Origin of the sequence: Hahella sp. CCB-MM4 (genome assembly GCF_002260525.1) — a bacterium.
Lineage (GTDB): Bacteria > Pseudomonadota > Gammaproteobacteria > Pseudomonadales > Oleiphilaceae > Hahella.
This window is the reverse complement of sequence record NZ_MRYI01000001.1, coordinates 424222-444052: the sequence shown is the minus strand read 5'-3', so window position 1 is coordinate 444052 and position 19831 is coordinate 424222. Positions and strand designations below refer to the sequence as shown.

Below are 19831 nucleotides of genomic sequence, written 5' to 3'. Positions count from 1 at the left end.
AACGTTCCCAAATACCTAGTAAGCGTTCCCAGAATACCTATCAAAAGAATACCTGTTCTGTCAGATTGCGCCAACCAGATGCATCAGGTGTTTTCCTGTAGAGTGTCTCCAGCATGTTCCCGGTTTGGATTGGCCAAACCAAAATCTTCCAGAATCGCATAGCAACAGGGGATCACGAACAGGACCAGTAATGTGGAACTGGCGATACCGAATACAATACTGGTGGCAAGGGGGATCAGTACCTGGGCCTGCAGACTGGTTTCAAATAATAATGGTGTCATACCTGCGATGGTGGTCAGGGACGTCAGCAGCACCGCCCGGAAACGGTCGTGACTGGCTTTGGCCGCCGCATCGTGCAGAGGCATGCCTTCTGCCACCCGGTGTTTGACAAACTCCACCAGCAGAATGGAATCATTGACGACCACCCCCGCCAAAGACACAAACCCCAGCAGTGACGGCATGGTCACATCCAGCCCCATCAGCCAATGCCCCCAGATTACGCCGATAAGGGCCAGCGGAATGTTCAGCATCACAATAATCGGCTCATAGTAAGAACGGAACTGGAAGCTCAACAGGACAAATATTCCGGCCAGTCCCATGAGCATGGCTTTCAGCATTGATGCCCGGGTCTCATTGCCTTCGGCCACTTCTCCTTTGAAATTGACAGTGATGTCCGGATAACGTTCGGAAAGTTGCGGCAGGAAGTTTTTCTGCAGATCTTTCAGTACGGCGTTGGTGTTATTAATCCGGCTGTCAATATCGCCCAGCACCGTGACGGTACGTTGATTATCGATCCGATGGATTCGCGAGTAGCTTCGCGTGGGAATAATTTCGGCCACATGGGATAGCGGCACAGCGACCCCGGTTTTGGGATGAATGATGGGGAAACGATCGAAATCGGATAATTGGTCTCTTGAAGCATCATCCAGTTCCACCACGACAGTATAGACTTCCTGACCCACGCTGGTCTCGATGACATCGCTACCCTGAAAACCAGCACGCAACTGAGAGGCAATCGTCTGGGCGTTCAGGCCCAGGCTATAAGCTCCCTCCTTCAAGTGAAGGGTGAACTCGGGTTTCCCTGGGCGGAGGTCATCCAACAAATTATTAACACCGGGGTAACCGGACAGCCAGTCCTGGATTTCGTGGGAGGCCCTCGACAGATTGTCCAGGTCAGGTCCTTTCAGGCGAATTTCGATTGCCCGGCCTGCCGGTCCGATGCTTGGCTCTTTGATGGCGATACTCCAGGCACCTTGAACGTCCCTGGCTTGTTCTATCCAGTCATGCTTGAGATCAATGATGGAGAAATTTCGGGCTTCTGCCGTTAAAACGTCCACGCTGATGGTCGCCAGGTGGGGGCCTGTTTCAAAGGCGTCGGCGTTGAGGCCGTAGTTGACGGTCACCGCCTTGATAATGTCCTCTCCCTGATTGTCGTTATAGGGCTTGGCAACGGTTTGCAGGCGCTGATTGAGGTCTTCTACCATCTCTTTGGTGACGGCCAATGGCGTGCCGGTGGGCATCAGAATACGAGCCTGCAGAATATCCCCTTCCACGGAAGGAAACGCGGAGAAAGGGATGATGCCCGATGCCAGCATGCTGACAGAAATGGCAAAGGTGGCGATCACTCCCCCCACAAAGACATAGCGTATGCGTATCAAAGCCGCAACCAGGCCATCAATCTTCTTACGGAAATGATCGAAACGCAGTTCGAAGGCTTCCCGCAATTTCGATGGTTTCTCGTTTTCGTGAGTGTGCATCGAATGATAAAGGTGGTGGGGCAGAATAAAGAATGCCTCGATCAGAGAGACCGTAATCACCGATATCAGCACGATGGGGATCACCACGAGTAGCTGGCCGATGTTGCCGGAGATGGTTAATAGACCGGCAAATACACACAGAGTGGTGAGGTAGGATGAGAATACGCCGGGCGCTACCATTTGAGTGCCGTCGATAACCGCCCTGAGTGCAGATTTCCCTTTATGCCGCTGGCTTCCGATACTTTCGCTGATGACGATTGCGTCATCCATCAATATCCCCAGCGCCAGTAGCAGCGCCACCATCGACAGCATGTTGATACTGATGCCCATATGCCCCAGAACAAAGGCGCTGGCCAGAAAGGACACCGGCAATCCCATGACAACCCAGAAGGCATAGCGGGTGCTGAAAAACATCCACATGACCGCAAATACCAGGATCAACCCCTGCCAGGCATTGGTGGAGAGCATGTTGATCCGGTCCTTGATGATACTGGTGAAGTCCTTGGTCAGATAGAGTTTGACCTCGGTGGGCAGGCGGTGTTTTTCCTGCTCGATAAACTGCTTGGTCTGCTCCAGAATATCTAGGCTGTCGTCCCGGGTGTTTTTGCTGATTTTAAGAAAGGCAGCGGGAACTCCGTTATAGGTGACCTGGGTGTCTTCGTTGTCGAAACCACTGTTGATGGTGGCAATATCCCCAAGTCGTACTTCGGCTCCGTCATTTCCCTGGATGACGATGAGTTCAGCCAACGCCTCTACGGTCCGTTTTTCATCATTGAAACGAATCTGGTATTTACGATTGTCGGTAGTCAGGTCTCCTGCCGGCATATCCAGGTTCTGTTGTCCCACCAGCCCGGCAATGTCCTGGAGACTCAGACCATATTGGCGCAGGTTGTATTGCGGTATCTGGATCTGAAATTCGCGTTCTCCGAATCCCTCAATATCCACCAGTGGAATCGAGGTCGTCTGCAAAATACGCTGTTTCACCTGTTCAGCCAGGGTTTTAAGTTCAGATCTGGGGAGTTCTGCCGTTACCGCGAGAGTGATGACTTCCTGGGTGCGCCCCTTTTCTTCGACGATAGGCAATTCACTGCTTTCAGGAAAGCTGTCAATACCGTCTACGGCAGTCTTAACATCATCGATAAATTTATCGAAGTTACCTTCCTCGAGCATCTTCAGTGTCATGATGGCGGTGGATTCCCGCGACTGGCAGCGCTTTTCCTCCATGAAACTGATCCCATCCATGGCATCTTCCAATGGCTTACAGATGGCCTGCTCGACATCAACGGGAGTTGCGCCAGGGTAGGGAACGGTTACCGTGACCTCGAATTCATCAATCTCAGGAAAAGTTTCCCGTTTGATATCCGGCAGGGTCACAATCCCGACCAGCATGAATAATCCCATCAGTAGATTGGCAGCAGTGGGATGAGCGGCAAAGAATCGGATCATGTTACTGCACCCATTGCTGGATCATTTGTTCGGTTTTGGTATCGTCGTAGGGTGATAGTTTCATTCCGTCAATGGCGGGAAACAGATCTGTCGTGACGACTTTCAACTCAGGGGCCAGTGCATTCTCCAAAAGCAGCATGTCACCTTGCACATAGCCCTTCAGGCTGATTCTTTGTAGTTGGTTATCTGACGTAACTACATATACCTGGCCCTCATGGACCGCAGAGCGGGGGACTACCTGGTAGGGGACTGGTTTGCCCCTGAGGTGAACTTCGGTGTACATGCCTTCCACCAGGGGAGGTTTAACGCCGGGTTTAATGTTCTTATAGGGATCCGCCACGGCGACGGTAGCTCCAATAGTTCGAGAGGATGGATCCAGATTATTGCTGATCTGCTCAACTTTTCCGGGCCAAATGTTGTCTTCGACACCGACCAGGCGGACACTGGCTGTCAATGCCAGTTGATCGAACAGACTCTGGCTTTGGGGCAGACCGTTCCAGGTGATGCTATCTTCCTGGATGCTGATTTCTCCGAAACTGTTGGCAAGCAGGCGAAAGTCGTCCAAAGCAAACTGGGCATTCACCTTCACCCTATCAATGGTCTGAGCTGAGAACAGTGAACTGCCAAGACTGACGTATTGATTCTCCTCGGTATTCAGAGCCGTAATCCGGGCAGTAAATGGCAGAGTGATATTCGTCCTGTCCAGATTACGCAACTGGGTTTCCACTTCAGCCTGGGACTTCTGAATCTGTGCATCCTGGACCCGGATATTGACTGGCAGGGTTTTGACCTGGTTCTCCAGGTTTTGTACTTCCTGCTGCTGTTGAATGAGCGCTGTGCGCTGTGAATCATAGGTGGATTTGGAGATGGAGCCTTTTTTCAGCAGAGCGGCATTGCGTTGTAGCTCTTTCTCGCTGATTTCCATTTTCTCCCGGGCCAGATTCAAATTGATGCGGGCATCTTCCAGTGCCAGCGTAAGCTCGTCCAGGTTAGCCTGACTTTGGGCCAGAGTGGCTTCTGCCTGTTTCAATGCAAGCTGGTAATCCTTGGCGTCAATGGTCAGCACCAGGGTGCCCGAAGGCAATACAGCGCCTTTTCTCAATTGGGGATGAACATAAGTCACCTTTCCGCTGACTTCCGCGCGAAGATCCAAAAGTACGTCTGGAGCCACTTCGCCATAGCCGACCACTTCTGGTTTGACCTCGTACGTCCTCACCGGGATTACCCCCACCTTTACACCACTGTCATCGGGTTCCTGATGCACCATCGGAGGACGCGACTTCACAATAGCGACAGCTGTGGCTATGCCCAATGCGATAACGACCGGTAACAGCCATCGTTTGGTTAATAGAGAAGAAGGGAGGTGGGAGTTGTTCATTGGTTGTCTCCGCCGACGCCGAACAGAAATAAGTTGTAGATATGTTGAGCCCAAGCCTCACCGGCGAGATCTTCGTCACTGATCGTCCAGGCGGCTTCTCTTACCGGCTTGGCCACAAAGGGAGTAATAAGCATGGTCATTAAGGAAAATGCAGCCCATTTGGGGTCTAGATCTTTGCGCAGCAAGCCCAGGTCCTGCTGTGCGCTTAAAATGCTGGGCAGCAGCTTGGCCATACGCCGGGGCAGGATATCGATAAACCTCCGCTGCATCTCACCATTTCGGGTTAACACTTCATCAACCAGCAATCGCGAGATGTGGGGGGATTCGGAAAATATCTTCAGCAGTGTCTGGATAAAAGCCAGGAGAGGATTACTGCTGGTTAATGCTTTTTGCAGTTGCACCAGTTCTCGGTCTGCATGGGCTTCAAACATTGCCATGAACAGACCCTCTTTGTTTCCGAAATAGTAGCTGACCATTGCGGACTGGGTGCCGGCTTTCTCTGCTACCTCCCGGATAGTAATACTGCGATAACTTTTGGACTTTAGAAGTTCTGAGGCAGCATTGATTAACTGGTTCTTACGCATTTCCTGTAGTCCGGGATCACTCGGTCTACCACGGCTTTTAGATTTCGACATATTTAGTTAATCAGTTGATCAATTAAATGCGCATGGTACTGGTTCGGGATAAAAAATCAACAGTTTTATTTTGAGTGCCGGCTATAAACCCAGTTCAGGAATCTGACGACACCGTGCAGGACCAGTTCGCTTCGTAATGAGGGGAACAGGTCAAAGGCATGTTGTGCGCCTGGCAGTTCAACAAAGGCTACCGGCTGTGTTGACGCTTTTCTCAATTCGTCGGCAAACATGCGGGTCTCGCGGGGGGATACCAATGTGTCTTTATCCCCCTGCAAAAGCATAAATGGGGGAGCGTGGGGGCCAATATGTGTGATGGGTGAGGCTAATCGGTACAGATCAGGGTTATCGGACTTGGAAGTTTTAAGGATGGAATCCTGCAAAATGTCATGCAAGCCAGTGTGAGTCTGCAGTTTTCGATCATCCATGAAATCGTAGATACCATAGAAGCTGACACATCCCTGAACTGAACTCTCAAAGTCCTCGAATCCGGGCTGGAACTCGGGCAGGTTCGGTGTGAGTGCGAGTAGGGCGCTCAGATGACCACCAGCAGAACCGCCGGTGGCGATAATGAAATCAGGGTTACCGCCATATTCTGTAATATGCTGTTTCACCCATTGCAGGGCACGCTTGCAATCGATGATGTGGTCAGGAAAGGTTGCCTTAGGGCTGAGCCGGTAGTCGATACTGACGCATACCCACCCCTGTTCAGCCAGATAGTTCATCAAGGGAAGCGCTTGTTCATTTTTGCTACCCATGCGATAGGTCCAGGCTCCACCATGAATCTGAAATAGAACCGGACACTGCTTCGGCATATCACGTGGATGTCGAATGTCGAGCTTGAGACGCATGCCGCTCACTTCGTGGTAGACAATATTCCTGACAGTGGTGATTTCTGGTGATCGAAAGGCTTGGTGAGGGAATACAAGGCGCTTCCAGTCCAGGTTGTCGGTAAGAGCATTTTTCAGATGGGGAGAAATATCATTCAGATAGGAATCGCCCAAGCCCTGTTTCAGCCCTTCTTCAATATGGTCTTTGGCAGTGTCGGATGCCATATAGTAATACCCCATCGCTCCCCAGGATCCGATGAGTAGCGCTAAGGCCAATACGCCTCCAAACCCGGTAACGGTTCCTGTGTAAACAAAGAACAGAGTGATGATCACTTGCATGACCAGATGATGCAGAGCCAATTCGCCTACCAGTAGCCCGCTCAGAAAACTGATGGCAGCCCCGTATTTCTGGGTTTGTATCGGACGATAAAGGTTATAGCTGAACCAGGCGCTTAACAGGGCAAAACCTAAAAACCAGGGCATTATCCACTCCGGGATGAGGGCTGTGAGTCGATTGTAAAAGGCAGTAAATTAGCAGCACTGGGAGTTATTCGCCAAGCGGTATGAGAATAAATTGATCAGGCAAAAGCCCCAATGCGAGCAGTAATAGACGAGCAATAAATAGACGAGCAGTAACAGAAGTGTTCTTGAGTAAGTTTGCCTGCTGGAGGTAAATAGCAGTAAAAGGGAATGGGATGTATAGGAAATGTGAAATGTCGAAGAAAGGAAATTGACGGGGCAAACATCCTTGTTGCACCCGACGCAATACTAAATCCTTTAAGGCCCAGCCCTGTGGCATGCGTCTTCCATGCGAGCATCCTTGCCGTCAGTCCCTGATTGTCATCCCTGAGTGCTTTCGTCTATGAATGCTTTCTTCCCTGAACTGTCTACTTCCGTGAGTTCCCTGAATCCTTTGATTCCTTTTGCGTCCCTGCAGGATGAATATTAGGCAATCAGGGGCAAAGGAAAAAGTCTACATTTCCTTAATACATGTAGGATATTTCCTACAGGGGATAAGCATCCGTCTGCTTGTTGGCTATAAGCCTGTATACGGTGGCCTGTCAGCTAATTGATAAAACATTGATCCAGGCAAAATTCCGGAGTCTGATTTCCTGTATAAATAGGAAAAAATAAAGATAAAAGGAGTGCCGGTATGAAAACCGTCATCAGCATCAGTCTGGGGACCTCGGAAGAGGACTACGAATTTACAACGGAGTTTTTGGGGCAAGCGTTCCAGGTTAAGCGCATCGGTGTGGACAACGACATCGACAAGGCCAGGGAACTGATCGACAAGTGGCAGTCCGGCTGTGAGGCTATTGCCCTGGAGGGGATCAGGGATCATCAACATGTCGGGCCATTTGAACTCCAGCAAAAACTGATCAAGGAGTTTGAAAGTCTCAGCCAAGGGGCTCCTGTTACCAGCGGTACGAGGCTCCGTGAAATATTGCAGGAATGGACCGTACGCCACGTTCAGAATACCCAGAAAGGGTATTTTAATAACTGCAACGTACTGATTTTCAGCGGAATGAATCATTACCGCACGGCCAGGGTGCTGGCCGAATTTACAGAGAATCTGAGGTTTGCAGACCCTGTGTTGCAGATGGGCATCCCAAAATTTCTTGGATCATTCGGTGCCCTTGAACTGTTTGCCCAAGGCAGCCATCAGCTGCTGCGATGGACCCCGCCTCAAGTATTGTCTCCGTCTTTATCGCCGGTGAAGGAATGGAATCAGTTCATTATGCGCAAGGCGCTGCAGAAAGCTGACATGGTGGTAGCAGGATATGAAGAGCTGGAGCCTTATGGACTGGAAGAGCTGGCCGGCAAAACCGTTCTGACCTCAGCTGTCTCTGATGTGCGGCTGCAGACATTAGGCGATAAAGGGGTGGATATCGTTCTGGATTATGCCCCCCAGCCATTTGACCAGACCGTCAGTATCGTTGTTCTGGAAGCCATGATCCTGGCAGCCCTTGAGAGAGGACGGCAGGAAATTACGGATGATGATTTTCTGGAAATTATTACCAATCTTGGACTTGAGCCAAGAGTCTTGTATCCCCATGGATTCAAAAGAAAAAGCCGGTTTGCCTTTGTCATTCACCCATTGTCCCAACAGTACTTTCGAAAGGCCAAACCTCTGGATCTGGTGACCAAGGTCGCGTCTCCAGGGGCCATGAATGTACTGGAAAAAATTATGGCCTACGCGCCGCCGATAAAATATTCGAAAGTGACAGGCATTGAGTCTCCCACCGGAGCCCAGGCGGAAGGATGGCTGATTACGGTGGGGGGAACGCCGAAAGAGATCATGTCTCATGGCCCGGAGTTTACCTATCGCAGGCTTTTGGCAGCAGCTGAGATGGCCAAAAAACTGGGAGCTCAGATCATGGGGCTCGGTGCGTTCACAAAAGTCGTTGGAGATGCGGGAATCACCGTAGCCAAACGAGCGCCCCTGCCGATCACAACGGGCAATAGTTATAGTGCTTCCGGGGCTCTGTGGGCGGCTCATGATGCCATGAAAAAACTGGGTTTGGTGAAAGTGGGAGCCACAGGGAAAATGGCCGGAAAGGCTATGGTTGTCGGTGCAACCGGCGCGATAGGTTCGGTTTGTGCCCGGTTGTTGGCCAAAGCAGCGGAAGAAGTTTATCTGGTATCGCCGGAGGCGGGTAAATTGCTGGCGCTGAAAGAGGATATCGAGCTAGAAACTCCGGGGACTGTGGTTCATGTCATGGCCCACACGGATAAATACCTTCCCGAAATGGATATGGTGGTTACGGCTACCTCGGGAGCGGGCAAGAAAATTCTGGATATCATGCAGGTGAAACCGGGATGCGTGATCACGGATGTGGCTCGTCCTCTGGATATTCCGGCAGAAGATGTGGCCAAGCGCCCAGATGTTCTTGTGATCGAGTCAGGGGAAATTCGTCTGCCGGGAGATGTCAAAATGAAGAACATTGGCCTGACAAAAAACGTGGTTTATGCCTGCCTTGCAGAGACGATTGTTCTGGCGTTGGAGGGGCGGTATGAGAATTTCACGCTGGGACGCAATATTGAATGGGAAAAGGTCCGCGAAATTTATAAATTGGGTTTGAAACACGGTATGCAGTTGGCGTCAATCTCTGGTGTGAATGGTGTCTATACTGACGAGGACCTGCAAAGAGTCCGTCAATTAGCATTGGAGAAACGTGCAAAAGCAGTGAAAACCACGCGTCGACGAGTGGCGGGATAATCCGAGTAGGAGATGAATGCGGAACAGTGAATAAGATAATCTGTAATTTCACTGTTTCGCCTATCAAAAAAAGCATTTTCATCTATCAATAACAAAATATCAGATATATCTGCTATCTGTACGATATATAATCAGCACCCAAGTTCAAAAAATAAGAATAAATACGTATGTTGATCATTGGACTACCTAAAGAAAGATCTAACGAGTTTCGTGTAGGCCTGACCCCTGCCAGAGTGAAAGAACTCTCCAGCCAGGGACACAAAGTGGTCGTGGAATGCGGTGCTGGACAGGCAGCAGATATTTCCGATCAGGAGTACGAAGCTGCCGGAGCTTACCTGGTGGAACAGGTAGAGCACGTTTTCGAGATCGCACATCTTATTGTCAAGATCATAGAGCCCCAGGGGACGGAACTGGATATGTTACGTCAGGGGCAGGTGATATTGGCTTATCCTAATGAGGTCACTGAGGCGACATCCACCCGGAATGTTGTGATTTCAGGGCTCTCCTATGTTGCTTATGAAGCACCTTCAAAATATCGCGGATGGTTTCCATTTTTTCGTTCTGAAAACTTTTCCAGCTCTCCTATGTTTATGGATTCCAGTCTCAATGTTCCGGCCTGACGCCTTCTGATCTGAAGCCCTTCCACTATTCTGAAGTCCTTCCACTATATTTAGTTCGGGTTACCAACTTCCAGCTTCAGGTTGCTTACATTTTGTCCAGATGACCAGCATCTGGTCATTCGTTTTCCGCTGAGGCTGAGATGCTTTCTGCCGTTTCCCTTTTCTCCGGAGGCTTAACGTGCGTGATGCCGGACGCATGTGATTGCCCTATTTGCTAAAAGGTTGGCTTCACCCAAATGACCTATTTTGGAGTTTTGTTATACATCCTGTGACCCTTCCTACATTTTTGCGACTGGTCTCTTGGGTCTGTATGCCTCCCTCGTTATGTTGTCGGATGAAAAATAAACGATGTTCAATTTAGCTGTGAATAACTACCTCTTGGAATATAAACATAATAAACGGGGCAATTTTCATGTTTCCTATCTTCTCAAGGCTGAGCAGTTTCATTCTGCTGACAGTCTTTTGCGCTTTGGTCCAGGCCAATGATGTAGAAGACTTCACCAATAGCTGGGCTCATCAGGCTCTCTCTTATCAACGTATACTGGACATGGGGCAGCCATTGGGGCGCGCCAGTTTTCAGTACACCCACAATAGTTACAACTCCAAAGCCTATGCCAATCTCGGCAGCTATTGGGATCCCAACCACATATACAGCCTGGTAGATCAGCTGGACATGGGGATCAGAGCGATTGAGTTGGATGTGCACGATACCTACGGGGATCTGTTGCTATGTCACGGGACCGATGACCATACCGGCTGCTCGGCATTTGATCGTCGATTCGAGGACGGTATCAAGGAAGTGGCCACTTGGCTTCAACAACCAGGTAACCGGATGGAGGTTCTGATCATCTATCTCGAAGAGCACGTAGATGGAAATTATGATGCGGTTGTCGATGTACTGGACAGACATCTTGGGACACTAATCTATAAGCCCGGAAGTTGTAGCACATTGCCGATGAATATCAGTAAGGCAGATGTGCTGAATGCCGGGAAACAAGTCATGTTAATTGGTGGAAACTGTGGCAGCACGCGATGGGCACAGACTGTGTATAACTATGGATTCCCCACTAATAACGATCATTTTCACCCGTATCCGGACTGCAATACTGACAAGTACTCCAACGATTTTGTGAGAAACAACCTGGTCAGGATTTATGAGGACAGCACTCAGCTGTCAGAGGTTTTTGGAGATCCTCCCCAGGATATTACGCCAGAGCTGATGGCACAGGGGATGGAGTGCAATCTCGGCATTATTGGCCTGGATCAATTGAAAGCCTTTGATTCACGTTTGATTGCGGCTATCTGGAGCTGGAACGAAAACGAACCCAATGACTGGGGAGGGAGCGAGGATTGTGCAGAACAATGGGGCAATGGCCGCTTTAATGATGCCAGTTGTAGCGATTCCAAGCCTTTTGCCTGTTACAACGCAACAAGCGGCCAGTGGCAGGTCACCCAGACCAGCGCGACTTGGGAATATGGTGCATACATGTGCCAGCAGGAATTTGGCGCGGACTTCGATTTTGATGTCCCTAAAAATGGATACGACAATCGATTGCTCCGAAATGCCAAGGAAGCACTTGGCTTCGATAGGGTTTGGGTAAATTATGCTGACCGCGACCAGGAGGGTAACTGGCTTCCCGGAGATTTTCCCCTGGTGACACCGCCGGCAGATAGCGGAGAAATTCAGTGGCGCAAATTACGCAACGATAAAGGGAAATGCCTGGATCTTGAGGATCGGGCGACGTCCAATGGCACTGAGATACATCAGTGGTCCTGCCATGGCGCAGACAGCCAGTTATGGTGGCAGGATCAGTTCGGTCGCATTCACAATAAGAGTGCACCGGACAAATGTGTCGATGTGTCTGGCGCGGGTACCAGTGAAGGAACCCGAATTCATCTCTGGTCCTGTCATGACGGTGCCAACCAGGTTTGGTTACGTGGCACCAGTAATTCTTTCCGTATTTCCAATGCACCTAGCATGGCATTGGATATCAAAGATCCTTTCTGGGGAAATGGCATGCGGGCTCATCTATGGACTTTCCATGGAGGAAAATCACAACGCTGGAGCTGGGACTGAGTTTCCTTATAGGTTCTAAACACCAACCTGCTCCACGCTAAAGTGGAGCAGGTTGCACTTCTTCTTGGTCATCATCCCGACAGATTCGTAACATCCCCTTTAAGTGTTTTAGCGCCTTGCTGTCTGCCTGTTTCTTGGATAAAAACTCCGACCTTGTCTATTCTCTATGATTAAAGATATCGCGAACGGATATTCAACTGTTACGAGTATCGGGTCGTTGTTTATCTATCCGGAGACAGTTGATGAAAATAAAGACCAAACTACTCACCGCGTTTCTTGTTACCACTCTGTTACCCGTTCTTATCGTTGCGATCATTACAGTCCGCAATGTCACTACCCAGGCAGAAAAGCAGTTTCTTGATGCCAGTAATCTGGACATCTCCATTATCGACCAATCGTTTCAGAACTTTTTTGATGTCATTGGGTATACGGTAGCTTTCATGGCTGACTATCCCGCCGTGAGTGATACCAATTCCGGAGGTCTCACCACCTATTTCGCTGAAGGGAAGAAACCGTCCCAGGTGGCGATGCAAAATGGTGGTCGGGAACAGCGCTTATTTGAACTCTTCAGCGCTATTGGCGAGAACAATCCCATGTTGGGTTATGTCTATATGGGAGACAAGCAAGGTGGTTACCTTGAGTGGCCCGGAACGGCTGACTACAGCAATTGGGATCCTCGAAAGCGGCCATGGTTTGATATGGGGCGTGATGCGAATTATCAATTGGTTCGCCGGGATGGCTACTATTATGAGCCGGACGATGCGGTATATGTCTCTGTTCTTAAAGGGTTTCGTAACAGTCAGAATGACTTTGAAGGCGTGGTTGCCATTGATGTGTCTCTAAAAGCTCTGACGGATATGGTCCAGCAGATCAAATTTGGCGAAACCGGCTATGTGATGATCGTCGAAGGAAGTGGCAATATTCTGGTAGACGGAGGTAATCCCAAGAATAACTTTAAAGCGCTCAACAGCATGGATGGCGATTACTTTGCCATGATCGATAAAACCGAATCGGGGATTATCGAGTTTGAGATCGACGGCGTGGAATATATGGCAAATGTCTACTATTCCAACGAGCTGAACTGGAAATTCGTCGGTTTGATGGAAAAAAGTGAAATTTTTGCCGGTGCCAAAGATGTCACTATGACGACCGCACTAGTCAGCTTGATTCTGGTAGTGCTGTTTGGATTTGCCGGCGTGTATATCGCTAACCGGATTGTCACGCCGATCAACTCGGTGAAGGACAATCTGAAGACTATCGCCGAAGGGGAGGGTGATCTAACCACCCGTATTAGTGTTGATTCCAGTGATGAAGCCGGTGAGCTGGCGCAATGGTTTAATCAGTTCATTGAGTCCACGCAGAACATGATTCAGGCTATCAAGAGCACTTCCATCAACATGGATGAGGTGTCGGTGAATACAAACGGCAGTGCCACAGAAATGGCCGCCGCCTCTGCTCATCAACGTTCTTCTATCGAGCAGATTGCCACCGCGGTAACAGAGATGGCTTCTGCGGCCAATGAAGTGGCAAAGAACTGTGTCGATACTGCGTCAGTCTCCGAAGAAGGATTGTCCGCCACCAAGGTAGGCAAAGATATAATCAATCGTAGTGCTGCCAGCGTCGAAGAATTGGGAAGGAGTATTACGTCGTCCAATACTGTGATTTTGGAGCTGGAGAAAGAAACCGGCAATATCAACAACATTCTTTCAACTATTCAGGATATTGCCGAACAAACCAACCTTCTTGCGCTGAATGCTGCAATAGAAGCCGCCCGTGCGGGAGAACAGGGACGTGGCTTTGCGGTGGTGGCAGACGAAGTGCGAAGTCTGGCTAAACGCACGCAGGATTCTACTGAAGAAATCAATAAGATCCTCACTCAACTGGTTCAGCGTACTAAAGATGTATCTGCCACGATGGAGCGCAGTTCCAAAGAATCTGAAGCTGCCGTGTCGTTATCGGCAGAAGTGCTCCAGGCGTTTGAGAGTATTGAGTCGGCTGTGGAGCAGATTCGCGATATGACGACACAGACGGCCAGTGCGACGGAGGAGCAACACCTGGTGACTGAAGACATTAACCAGAATATCGTGACGATCAATGAATCTGCCAACCAGGTATCGGATATTTCCAGTCAGGTAGAGTCCTTGTGTGCCAAGCAGACTGAGCTAAGTCAGCAGCTCACCCAACTGGTCTCCAGGTTTCGTACAGAATAGCGGGCCGACTCTATGCTTCTATCAGCCCGTTCAGTTCATCCATTTTCTTCTCTATGCCGTCTAATTCGTTTTCCCGGCCGAGTTCTTCCAGTTGTTTTTTCAGAGCATCGATCTGCTTGTTAAGCTCAGGAAGAATTCGGGTTTCATAGTCTTTACGCATCTTTTCGCTGAGGTCCCCTGCTTGCTCTTTTAGCTGGTTCAGCTCTTCTTCCAGGTAAGCCATTTGCTGCTCAAGGGTTTCCTCTTTCCAGTTTTTCCAGCTGCTTTGGATACTGTTTGAAAGTGACTCAACAGCACTATTGAACTGATTCTGGAATTTTTGGCTCATGCCGGTGATACGGTTGCTGCCCTTGATGACCTGTCCTTCCTCAATCATGGGGTGAGCACCAGGTTCATCATTGTCTACAAGTTCGACAATCTTATTTGAGCTGGAATCTTCGCTGATATAAAAAAATGCAGATTGGTTTGCCAAATGACGATATTGGTCAGCCATTTCCACGCCGACCAGGAAGGTTCCCTGGTCGGTATATTCTATGTTCTTTACAGTGCCTATGGTTTCCTCTTCGTGGGTTAAAGGCGCGCCTTTCCTGAGACCTTCAACATCCTGATATTCAATCTGGAATGCCAGACCACCTGTCTGGCAGGCGACCAGGATGAATGCAATCGGCAAAAATAAGAGTTTGGATATTCGTAACATTGATGGATTTCCAATATTTACAAAACAGGCTTGAACTAAGTCTTGCTGTTCGATTATAAAAACGTCCCGCTGTGGATGTAGCTGTATTTTGTCGGGATGAAAGTTAATAGGCAACAGGCTGTCCTGAAACAGAGTGATGGATGACTGCCTGGAAAGGAAGATAATGTCAGAGTACGAAATAATTGATGCCATCTGCGATAAGGTTAATCCCTTGTTGTTCTTGCTCACCACTGGATTGTTGATCAACGATCTGTACAGCCGGACTTTTCCTAAAGCCAGGGCACGGATCGGGTTTCTATTAGGTGGATTGGTGCTGGTCTACGGATTTCTGTATCTGGATAACCAGTTTCTGATATGGGCTTCGTTTGGAGGGGATTACAGTACTCATACCGCATTTGCCATTGCGATGGGCGTCTCAATCAGCATCACTACCCGGATGACCAAGTGGATTATTGGGGCATTGTTGCTTTATTCACTCGTGATGCTCTACCAGGGGTATCACTCAATTCTTGATATTGTCACCACCAGCATTATCGTGGGATTGCCGCTTATCTTAGTCAGGCTATTGATCGATTCCAGGAATCTCTCCCAGGGAGTCGAACAGATACCTGACAGGTCATATTAGATAGTGATGCTCAGCAAACTAGTTGATTGCCGAAAAATTGGGAAATGGCTCATTGCCTTAACTTTTGAGTTTTTCCTTCGCTGAAATTCCGTGAATCCAGTTTACCAGCAAGTCAAAAAATCCCTCTGCAAAGGCATCTTCACCTTCGAGCAGGTAATTGAGTTGTGCCATTGTGGTCCATTGAGAGGTTGTCTGGAAATTATAGGAATCGGCCTTAAGCATGCTGTGAGTGGCATTTGGTAACAACGATAGTTGATACTCTTGATGTCCTGTCGTGTTAAATGCTTTGGTGATAGCCGCCAAACTCTCTCTTACGTCAACGTTGAGGTCGCTGTCTCCGAATATTCCCAGAAATGGTACTTTTATTTGAGCCAGCCCGAGTTCCATATCCACCTTCAGATTGCGGGCAACGAACTGGTAGCGGGATTGGCTCATAGGTTCGGCGTAGGCACCCGAGGGAGGGGGGTTGTGCTCCATAAAGGCCAAATACTCGTTGTAGGGGGCCTGTGGTAAGAGGATATCCTGGATAACGCGCCTCTCGTACTGTCGAACGGTGTCAATCTGGTCATTGCTGAAACCGCTATGCAGCATGCGTTGTTGCTGTAGATACTCGGATTGGCGCTGCCAGTTAACGGCCACACCTACCGCAATCATAAAATCGTAATCGGCTTTATTTTCCGCTAATTGAGACAAGACCCAACCACCTTGGGAAAAGCCGAGGACGCCGATGTTACCGACTTTTTCCTGATGTTTAAGTAACGATATTGCTTGTGCAGCTTCATTTGCCCGATCTGCCATTGTCTGTTCGAGCCAGTGTCCGCTTGATTGACCCACTCCAGCTTTGTCCCAACTGAAGCTGGCGATGCCATTTCTCAAAAGGTTATTCATAATCGGGATATAACCCCCGTCGGCGAAACGATCTGTTGGTCCATCACCGTGTATAAAAACTACGACCGGAAAAGGCCCATTTCCCTCGGGCAGAAGTAAAGTGGCAGACAGATGGTCATCCTGATGTGGGAACTGCAGATCTATACGTTCAGCATCATGCAGCTCATGCTGATCCAGGACATCAAGGGCCAATGCACTGGATAGGATGAGGGCTGAAACTATTCCAATAGCGGCTTTGATGGATGTATTCATGAGTCTTTCCAGGTTAATGATGATGGGTGACCGCCGCCTGGATTAATGCTGATTGGCAAATAGCTTCCAGCGAAGGACTAAGGTGATTCAGTCATTGAGAAATACCTCATCATCCTGCCGGATGGAGCCTGGAACGGTTACTTCTACATATCTGCCAAAGTAGCAGTTGCCCCCATTGACCAGTTGTTTGAGCAAGTATGGGGCATCGTGAAGACCGTTTTGTGCCAGTGATACCATCCGGCATCGCTCCGTCTGATGCGATATTTTTAACTGAGTCGATCCTATGGTAAGTGTTTTCCCATTAAGATTTTCTTCAGATAAATCGATCTCTGATTCAATCACCAAGTTGGGTCGGAACCGGCATATGTCTATTTCAGCTAAATTAGCCCGTAACAGATCGCCGGTGGTAATGACATGAACCGGGCCGTCATCAAAATGGGAAATATCCGCTTCCCTGGAAAGGGAGAGAGGTTGGCCAAAGTAATTGGTTAATGAACTTTCCAGCAGGTTTGACTCTGAACTAATGACATGTCCATCGGGAAACTCGATAAACACTTCATCCTTCTTTATGAAAGCCTTAAGGGCCAGGAGTCCATCGATTCGGGTAAATCGTCTGGTATTTTTACCACTGCCAAATTTGCCTTGTGGGTTTTGGATTGCAAAAAGACGATCCTGCTCAAGTCCCCTGAGGTTCAAGTGCGCCTCTGGCAACGACTCCCCCTGTAGGGACTTGACCGGATAACGATGGAGAGATCTGATGGTTCCAATTTTCATTTCAATCTGGCGGGCATGACACTGTTTGACAGATGCTACTCATCAGAAAGTTTGGAGGATGCTTGCGGGTCTGTGCTGGTGGGCAACATACAGTTGAGGCAGGTAAGCGTTGTATTGATAACGACGGTATTACGTGCACTATCAGAACGATGGGATTGCCATTCTATGAAGGCATTTTGACCACAATGTCTGCAGCATTGCAGAGAGGGGTTGTCCATAACGATTTGTCCTTGTACGAAATGTATCATGGCTACAATTTGTAGCCATGATAGGTGGTCCAGTGTTTGCGAGTCAACCCCGGGCTAACTTACATGACGCTTCAACTCCACCAGCCGCTGGGCTCAGCATCTCTTCGCTTCCAGTCATTGATATGACTCATTGCCTGTTGGATCACGACACGTGGCAAGGAAGAGCCTTTATTCCCAGAGTTGTAGTCGGCGGAACTAAACCCAACATTTTTTGTGAAAGTGACTTCAGCCAGAGCTTTCATCCTATCGGATATTTTGTTGGCGTCTCCACTTGTTTTACTGGGTGTGATATTGACCGTCGGAATTCCGAGAAAAGCTCCGAAGTCCATGCCCCCGCTCATCATTCCAACGGAGGCGAAAACTCCCAATTTCTGGGCTGTGCTCAAAAGTGCGCCTTGCTTGACATAGGATTCGTCATTTTCATAGTAACCTCTCTGGAGGTCGACGAGATTTAAGGCTCTGGCTATAGGCTTAGTTGGTTTGTCGCCAGCTAGCACCGGAACAAGTCCTGCTCTTTTTATCTCAGTGGTTAGTTGTTTAAGGGCGTCTTCTGACATGCCTCGTCCACCTTCGTGATTTTTGCGAACCCAAACGAGAACTTTATCTTTCTTGTATCCTTTTCCGAACAACTTGGATATTTCTCCTGCGGCTTCTGAATCACTTCCGGGTTGGCAGACTCTGCGGAACGCATCTCGTATTCCTATTCGCATAGTTGTTGACGAACCCTTATCAGAAAGCAGTTGGTAAATGGTTTCAGTGGTTTTTCCCGGTACCAGATCATCGCTGGATTGAGATTTGGCTTGGAAGGCTTGGACACCAAACTTTGCGAGAAAACGTCTTGCCTGCTCTACACTGATTTTTTCTTCCCTTGGATCTGCAGGAATGATTTTGACAACCATGCTCTGATTCTTAATAGACATAGCTGCTGCCAATGCAGCTATATGGAGGACTTCGCCAAATTCATTCGTCCCAACAAATGCTTTCATTTCCATATTTTTTTCCATCTCGTCTTCAAATGACTGAACTATCAGGACATAAGGCGCTGTTTGTTCTCTAAACCCGTCATTTTGTTCTCTTAACTCATCATAAACTGTGAGCCATTCACGATAGAATCCTTACCGGCCATATGACTAATGCTTGCCGAGTCTCCTGATACTGTTCTCTGGTATCGCAGGTAGATGACATGCAAGCTAGGTATGGACAGACTGTCAGATCTGAATATCAAGCAGATGAACGCTCTCCCTGTTTGCATATTGTCCTAGACTCTTGCGGGAAATAGCCAATTGAGAGCAAACCAATACCCTGGCTTCAATTACGAAAGTCATTCAACAAGGAGTAAGTGATGAGAATTGAAATAAACGATGATATCGCCCAGCAGTGCAATCTCGACGAGAAAGAAGCATTAGAGCTTCTGGCTATTGCTGTGTACAAAGCTAAAGGTCTGACTGGATCAGTGGCGGGTAAAATATTGGGGATGAATGAGTTCGACTTCCATAGTTTTCTGATTTCCCGAAATGAGACCGTGAACTATGAGAGTGACAATTCCCTCAATGCGCGTAAGAACAATAACCTGTTTGGTCGATGAAGAATCGTTACCAGTAACGACTGTGTGAAGGTGGGCAGTAGCGTTGTATCGGTGAGAGCTACTTGGATGACGGTTCGTCCAGCTCTGACAGAATCTTTGACGCCAAGCCTGCTTTGTCTTCCTTGAGTGCCTGCAAAAACCACTTTGGGGTGTTTGTCAGGGAGTCATACCGACCGCTCCAGGCAGTAATTTCCAGCATGACGGGCAGCAAATCTTTGCCTTTTTGAGTCAGACTGTAAATAAACTTGGAGCGGTTATTCGGGTCTATTGTTTTGTTTATGACGCCTCTTTCTTCAAGTCGCTGCAAGCGATCAGCCAGAATGTTGGTGGATATCTTTTCCTCTGAGGCCAGAAAATCTCCATAGTGGCGTTTACCCTTGAACATCAGGTCGCGTATTACCAATAGCGTCCATTTGTCGCCAAATGTCTCTAAGATAAAGTTGATAGGGCAGTTTGATCTGCAATCTTTTGAATTGAATTCCATGTGGGCATTATCGTTAAAAGTACTTGTAAAATACAAGTTGTTCCTGTTACGGTAATTCTACTTGCAAAATGCAAGCTGCTTGGTTTGATAACAAGTGCTTTCTCCACG

16 protein-coding genes are annotated in these 19831 nt (G+C 48.7%); 6 read left to right on the top strand and 10 right to left on the bottom strand.

Annotation, left to right across the window (positions count from 1 at the left end; all coding sequences use genetic code 11):
* Positions 1–83: 83 nt before the first annotated feature.
* The 5 genes from BTA51_RS02025 to BTA51_RS02005 form a co-directional block, all read right to left on the bottom strand.
* Positions 84–3203: an efflux RND transporter permease subunit gene (locus BTA51_RS02025; protein WP_094705712.1), complete on the bottom strand. Its 3120-nt coding sequence runs from the start codon at positions 3201–3203 to the stop codon at positions 84–86.
* Position 3204: 1 nt separating this feature from the next.
* Complete coding sequence (locus BTA51_RS02020) at positions 3205–4581, bottom strand: efflux RND transporter periplasmic adaptor subunit (RefSeq protein WP_094705711.1); 1377 nt, start codon at positions 4579–4581, stop codon at positions 3205–3207.
* Positions 4578–5216: a TetR/AcrR family transcriptional regulator gene (locus BTA51_RS02015; protein ID WP_094705710.1), complete on the bottom strand. Its 639-nt coding sequence runs from the start codon at positions 5214–5216 to the stop codon at positions 4578–4580. Before BTA51_RS02015 ends, BTA51_RS02020 begins: the two co-directional genes overlap by 4 nt.
* A gap of 65 nt (positions 5217–5281) precedes the next feature.
* On the bottom strand, positions 5282–6526 hold the full coding sequence (locus BTA51_RS02010) for an alpha/beta hydrolase (RefSeq protein ID WP_094705709.1): 1245 nt from the start codon (positions 6524–6526) through the stop codon (positions 5282–5284).
* 64 nt (positions 6527–6590) lie between these two features.
* Positions 6591–6842, bottom strand: coding sequence for a hypothetical protein (locus tag BTA51_RS02005; protein WP_094705708.1), 252 nt, complete (start codon positions 6840–6842; stop codon positions 6591–6593).
* A 354-nt stretch (positions 6843–7196) separates the two neighbouring features.
* Here BTA51_RS02005 and BTA51_RS02000 point away from each other — a divergent pair, with 354 nt between their 5' ends.
* The 4 genes from BTA51_RS02000 to BTA51_RS01985 all read left to right on the top strand — a co-directional run bounded on the left by BTA51_RS02000 (position 7197) and on the right by BTA51_RS01985 (position 14170).
* The gene (locus tag BTA51_RS02000) at positions 7197–9263 is read left to right on the top strand and encodes a dehydrogenase (RefSeq protein WP_094705707.1); all 2067 of its coding nucleotides are present in this window, start codon (positions 7197–7199) and stop codon (positions 9261–9263) included.
* A gap of 167 nt (positions 9264–9430) precedes the next feature.
* Positions 9431–9883 carry a hypothetical protein gene (locus BTA51_RS01995; RefSeq protein WP_094705706.1) on the top strand — a complete coding sequence of 151 codons (453 nt, stop codon included), beginning with the start codon at positions 9431–9433 and terminating at the stop codon, positions 9881–9883.
* Between the two features lie 412 nt (positions 9884–10295).
* Positions 10296–11960: a phosphatidylinositol-specific phospholipase C domain-containing protein gene (locus BTA51_RS01990; protein ID WP_094705705.1), complete on the top strand. Its 1665-nt coding sequence runs from the start codon at positions 10296–10298 to the stop codon at positions 11958–11960.
* 242 nt (positions 11961–12202) lie between these two features.
* Positions 12203–14170, top strand: a complete 1968-nt coding sequence (locus BTA51_RS01985) for a methyl-accepting chemotaxis protein (protein WP_094705704.1) — start codon at positions 12203–12205, stop codon at positions 14168–14170.
* A 10-nt stretch (positions 14171–14180) separates the two neighbouring features.
* Here BTA51_RS01985 and BTA51_RS01980 read toward each other — a convergent pair whose 3' ends face one another.
* Positions 14181–14867: a hypothetical protein gene (locus BTA51_RS01980; protein WP_141215511.1), complete on the bottom strand. Its 687-nt coding sequence runs from the start codon at positions 14865–14867 to the stop codon at positions 14181–14183.
* Between the two features lie 163 nt (positions 14868–15030).
* On the opposite strand from BTA51_RS01980, the gene BTA51_RS01975 reads away from it, so the two are divergent.
* Positions 15031–15492 (top strand): hypothetical protein, encoded by a 462-nt coding sequence (locus tag BTA51_RS01975; protein WP_094705702.1) that lies wholly within the window; start codon positions 15031–15033, stop codon positions 15490–15492.
* Between the two features lie 57 nt (positions 15493–15549).
* Here BTA51_RS01975 and BTA51_RS01970 read toward each other — a convergent pair whose 3' ends face one another.
* The 3 genes from BTA51_RS01970 to BTA51_RS01960 all read right to left on the bottom strand — a co-directional run bounded on the left by BTA51_RS01970 (position 15550) and on the right by BTA51_RS01960 (position 18646).
* Positions 15550–16632 carry a S9 family peptidase gene (locus BTA51_RS01970; protein WP_094705701.1) on the bottom strand — a complete coding sequence of 361 codons (1083 nt, stop codon included), beginning with the start codon at positions 16630–16632 and terminating at the stop codon, positions 15550–15552.
* A gap of 87 nt (positions 16633–16719) precedes the next feature.
* Entirely contained in the window at positions 16720–17406 is a 687-nt protein-coding gene (locus BTA51_RS01965; RefSeq protein ID WP_094705700.1) for an MOSC domain-containing protein, read from the bottom strand.
* A gap of 319 nt (positions 17407–17725) precedes the next feature.
* Positions 17726–18646 (bottom strand): hypothetical protein, encoded by a 921-nt coding sequence (locus tag BTA51_RS01960; protein WP_094705699.1) that lies wholly within the window; start codon positions 18644–18646, stop codon positions 17726–17728.
* 350 nt (positions 18647–18996) lie between these two features.
* Here BTA51_RS01960 and BTA51_RS01955 point away from each other — a divergent pair, with 350 nt between their 5' ends.
* Positions 18997–19239: a UPF0175 family protein gene (locus BTA51_RS01955; RefSeq protein ID WP_094705698.1), complete on the top strand. Its 243-nt coding sequence runs from the start codon at positions 18997–18999 to the stop codon at positions 19237–19239.
* Positions 19240–19297: 58 nt separating this feature from the next.
* Here the strand turns inward: BTA51_RS01955 and BTA51_RS01950 are convergent, their stop codons facing one another.
* Entirely contained in the window at positions 19298–19723 is a 426-nt protein-coding gene (locus BTA51_RS01950; RefSeq protein WP_094706040.1) for a helix-turn-helix domain-containing protein, read from the bottom strand.
* Between the last annotated feature and the right edge of the window lie 108 nt (positions 19724–19831).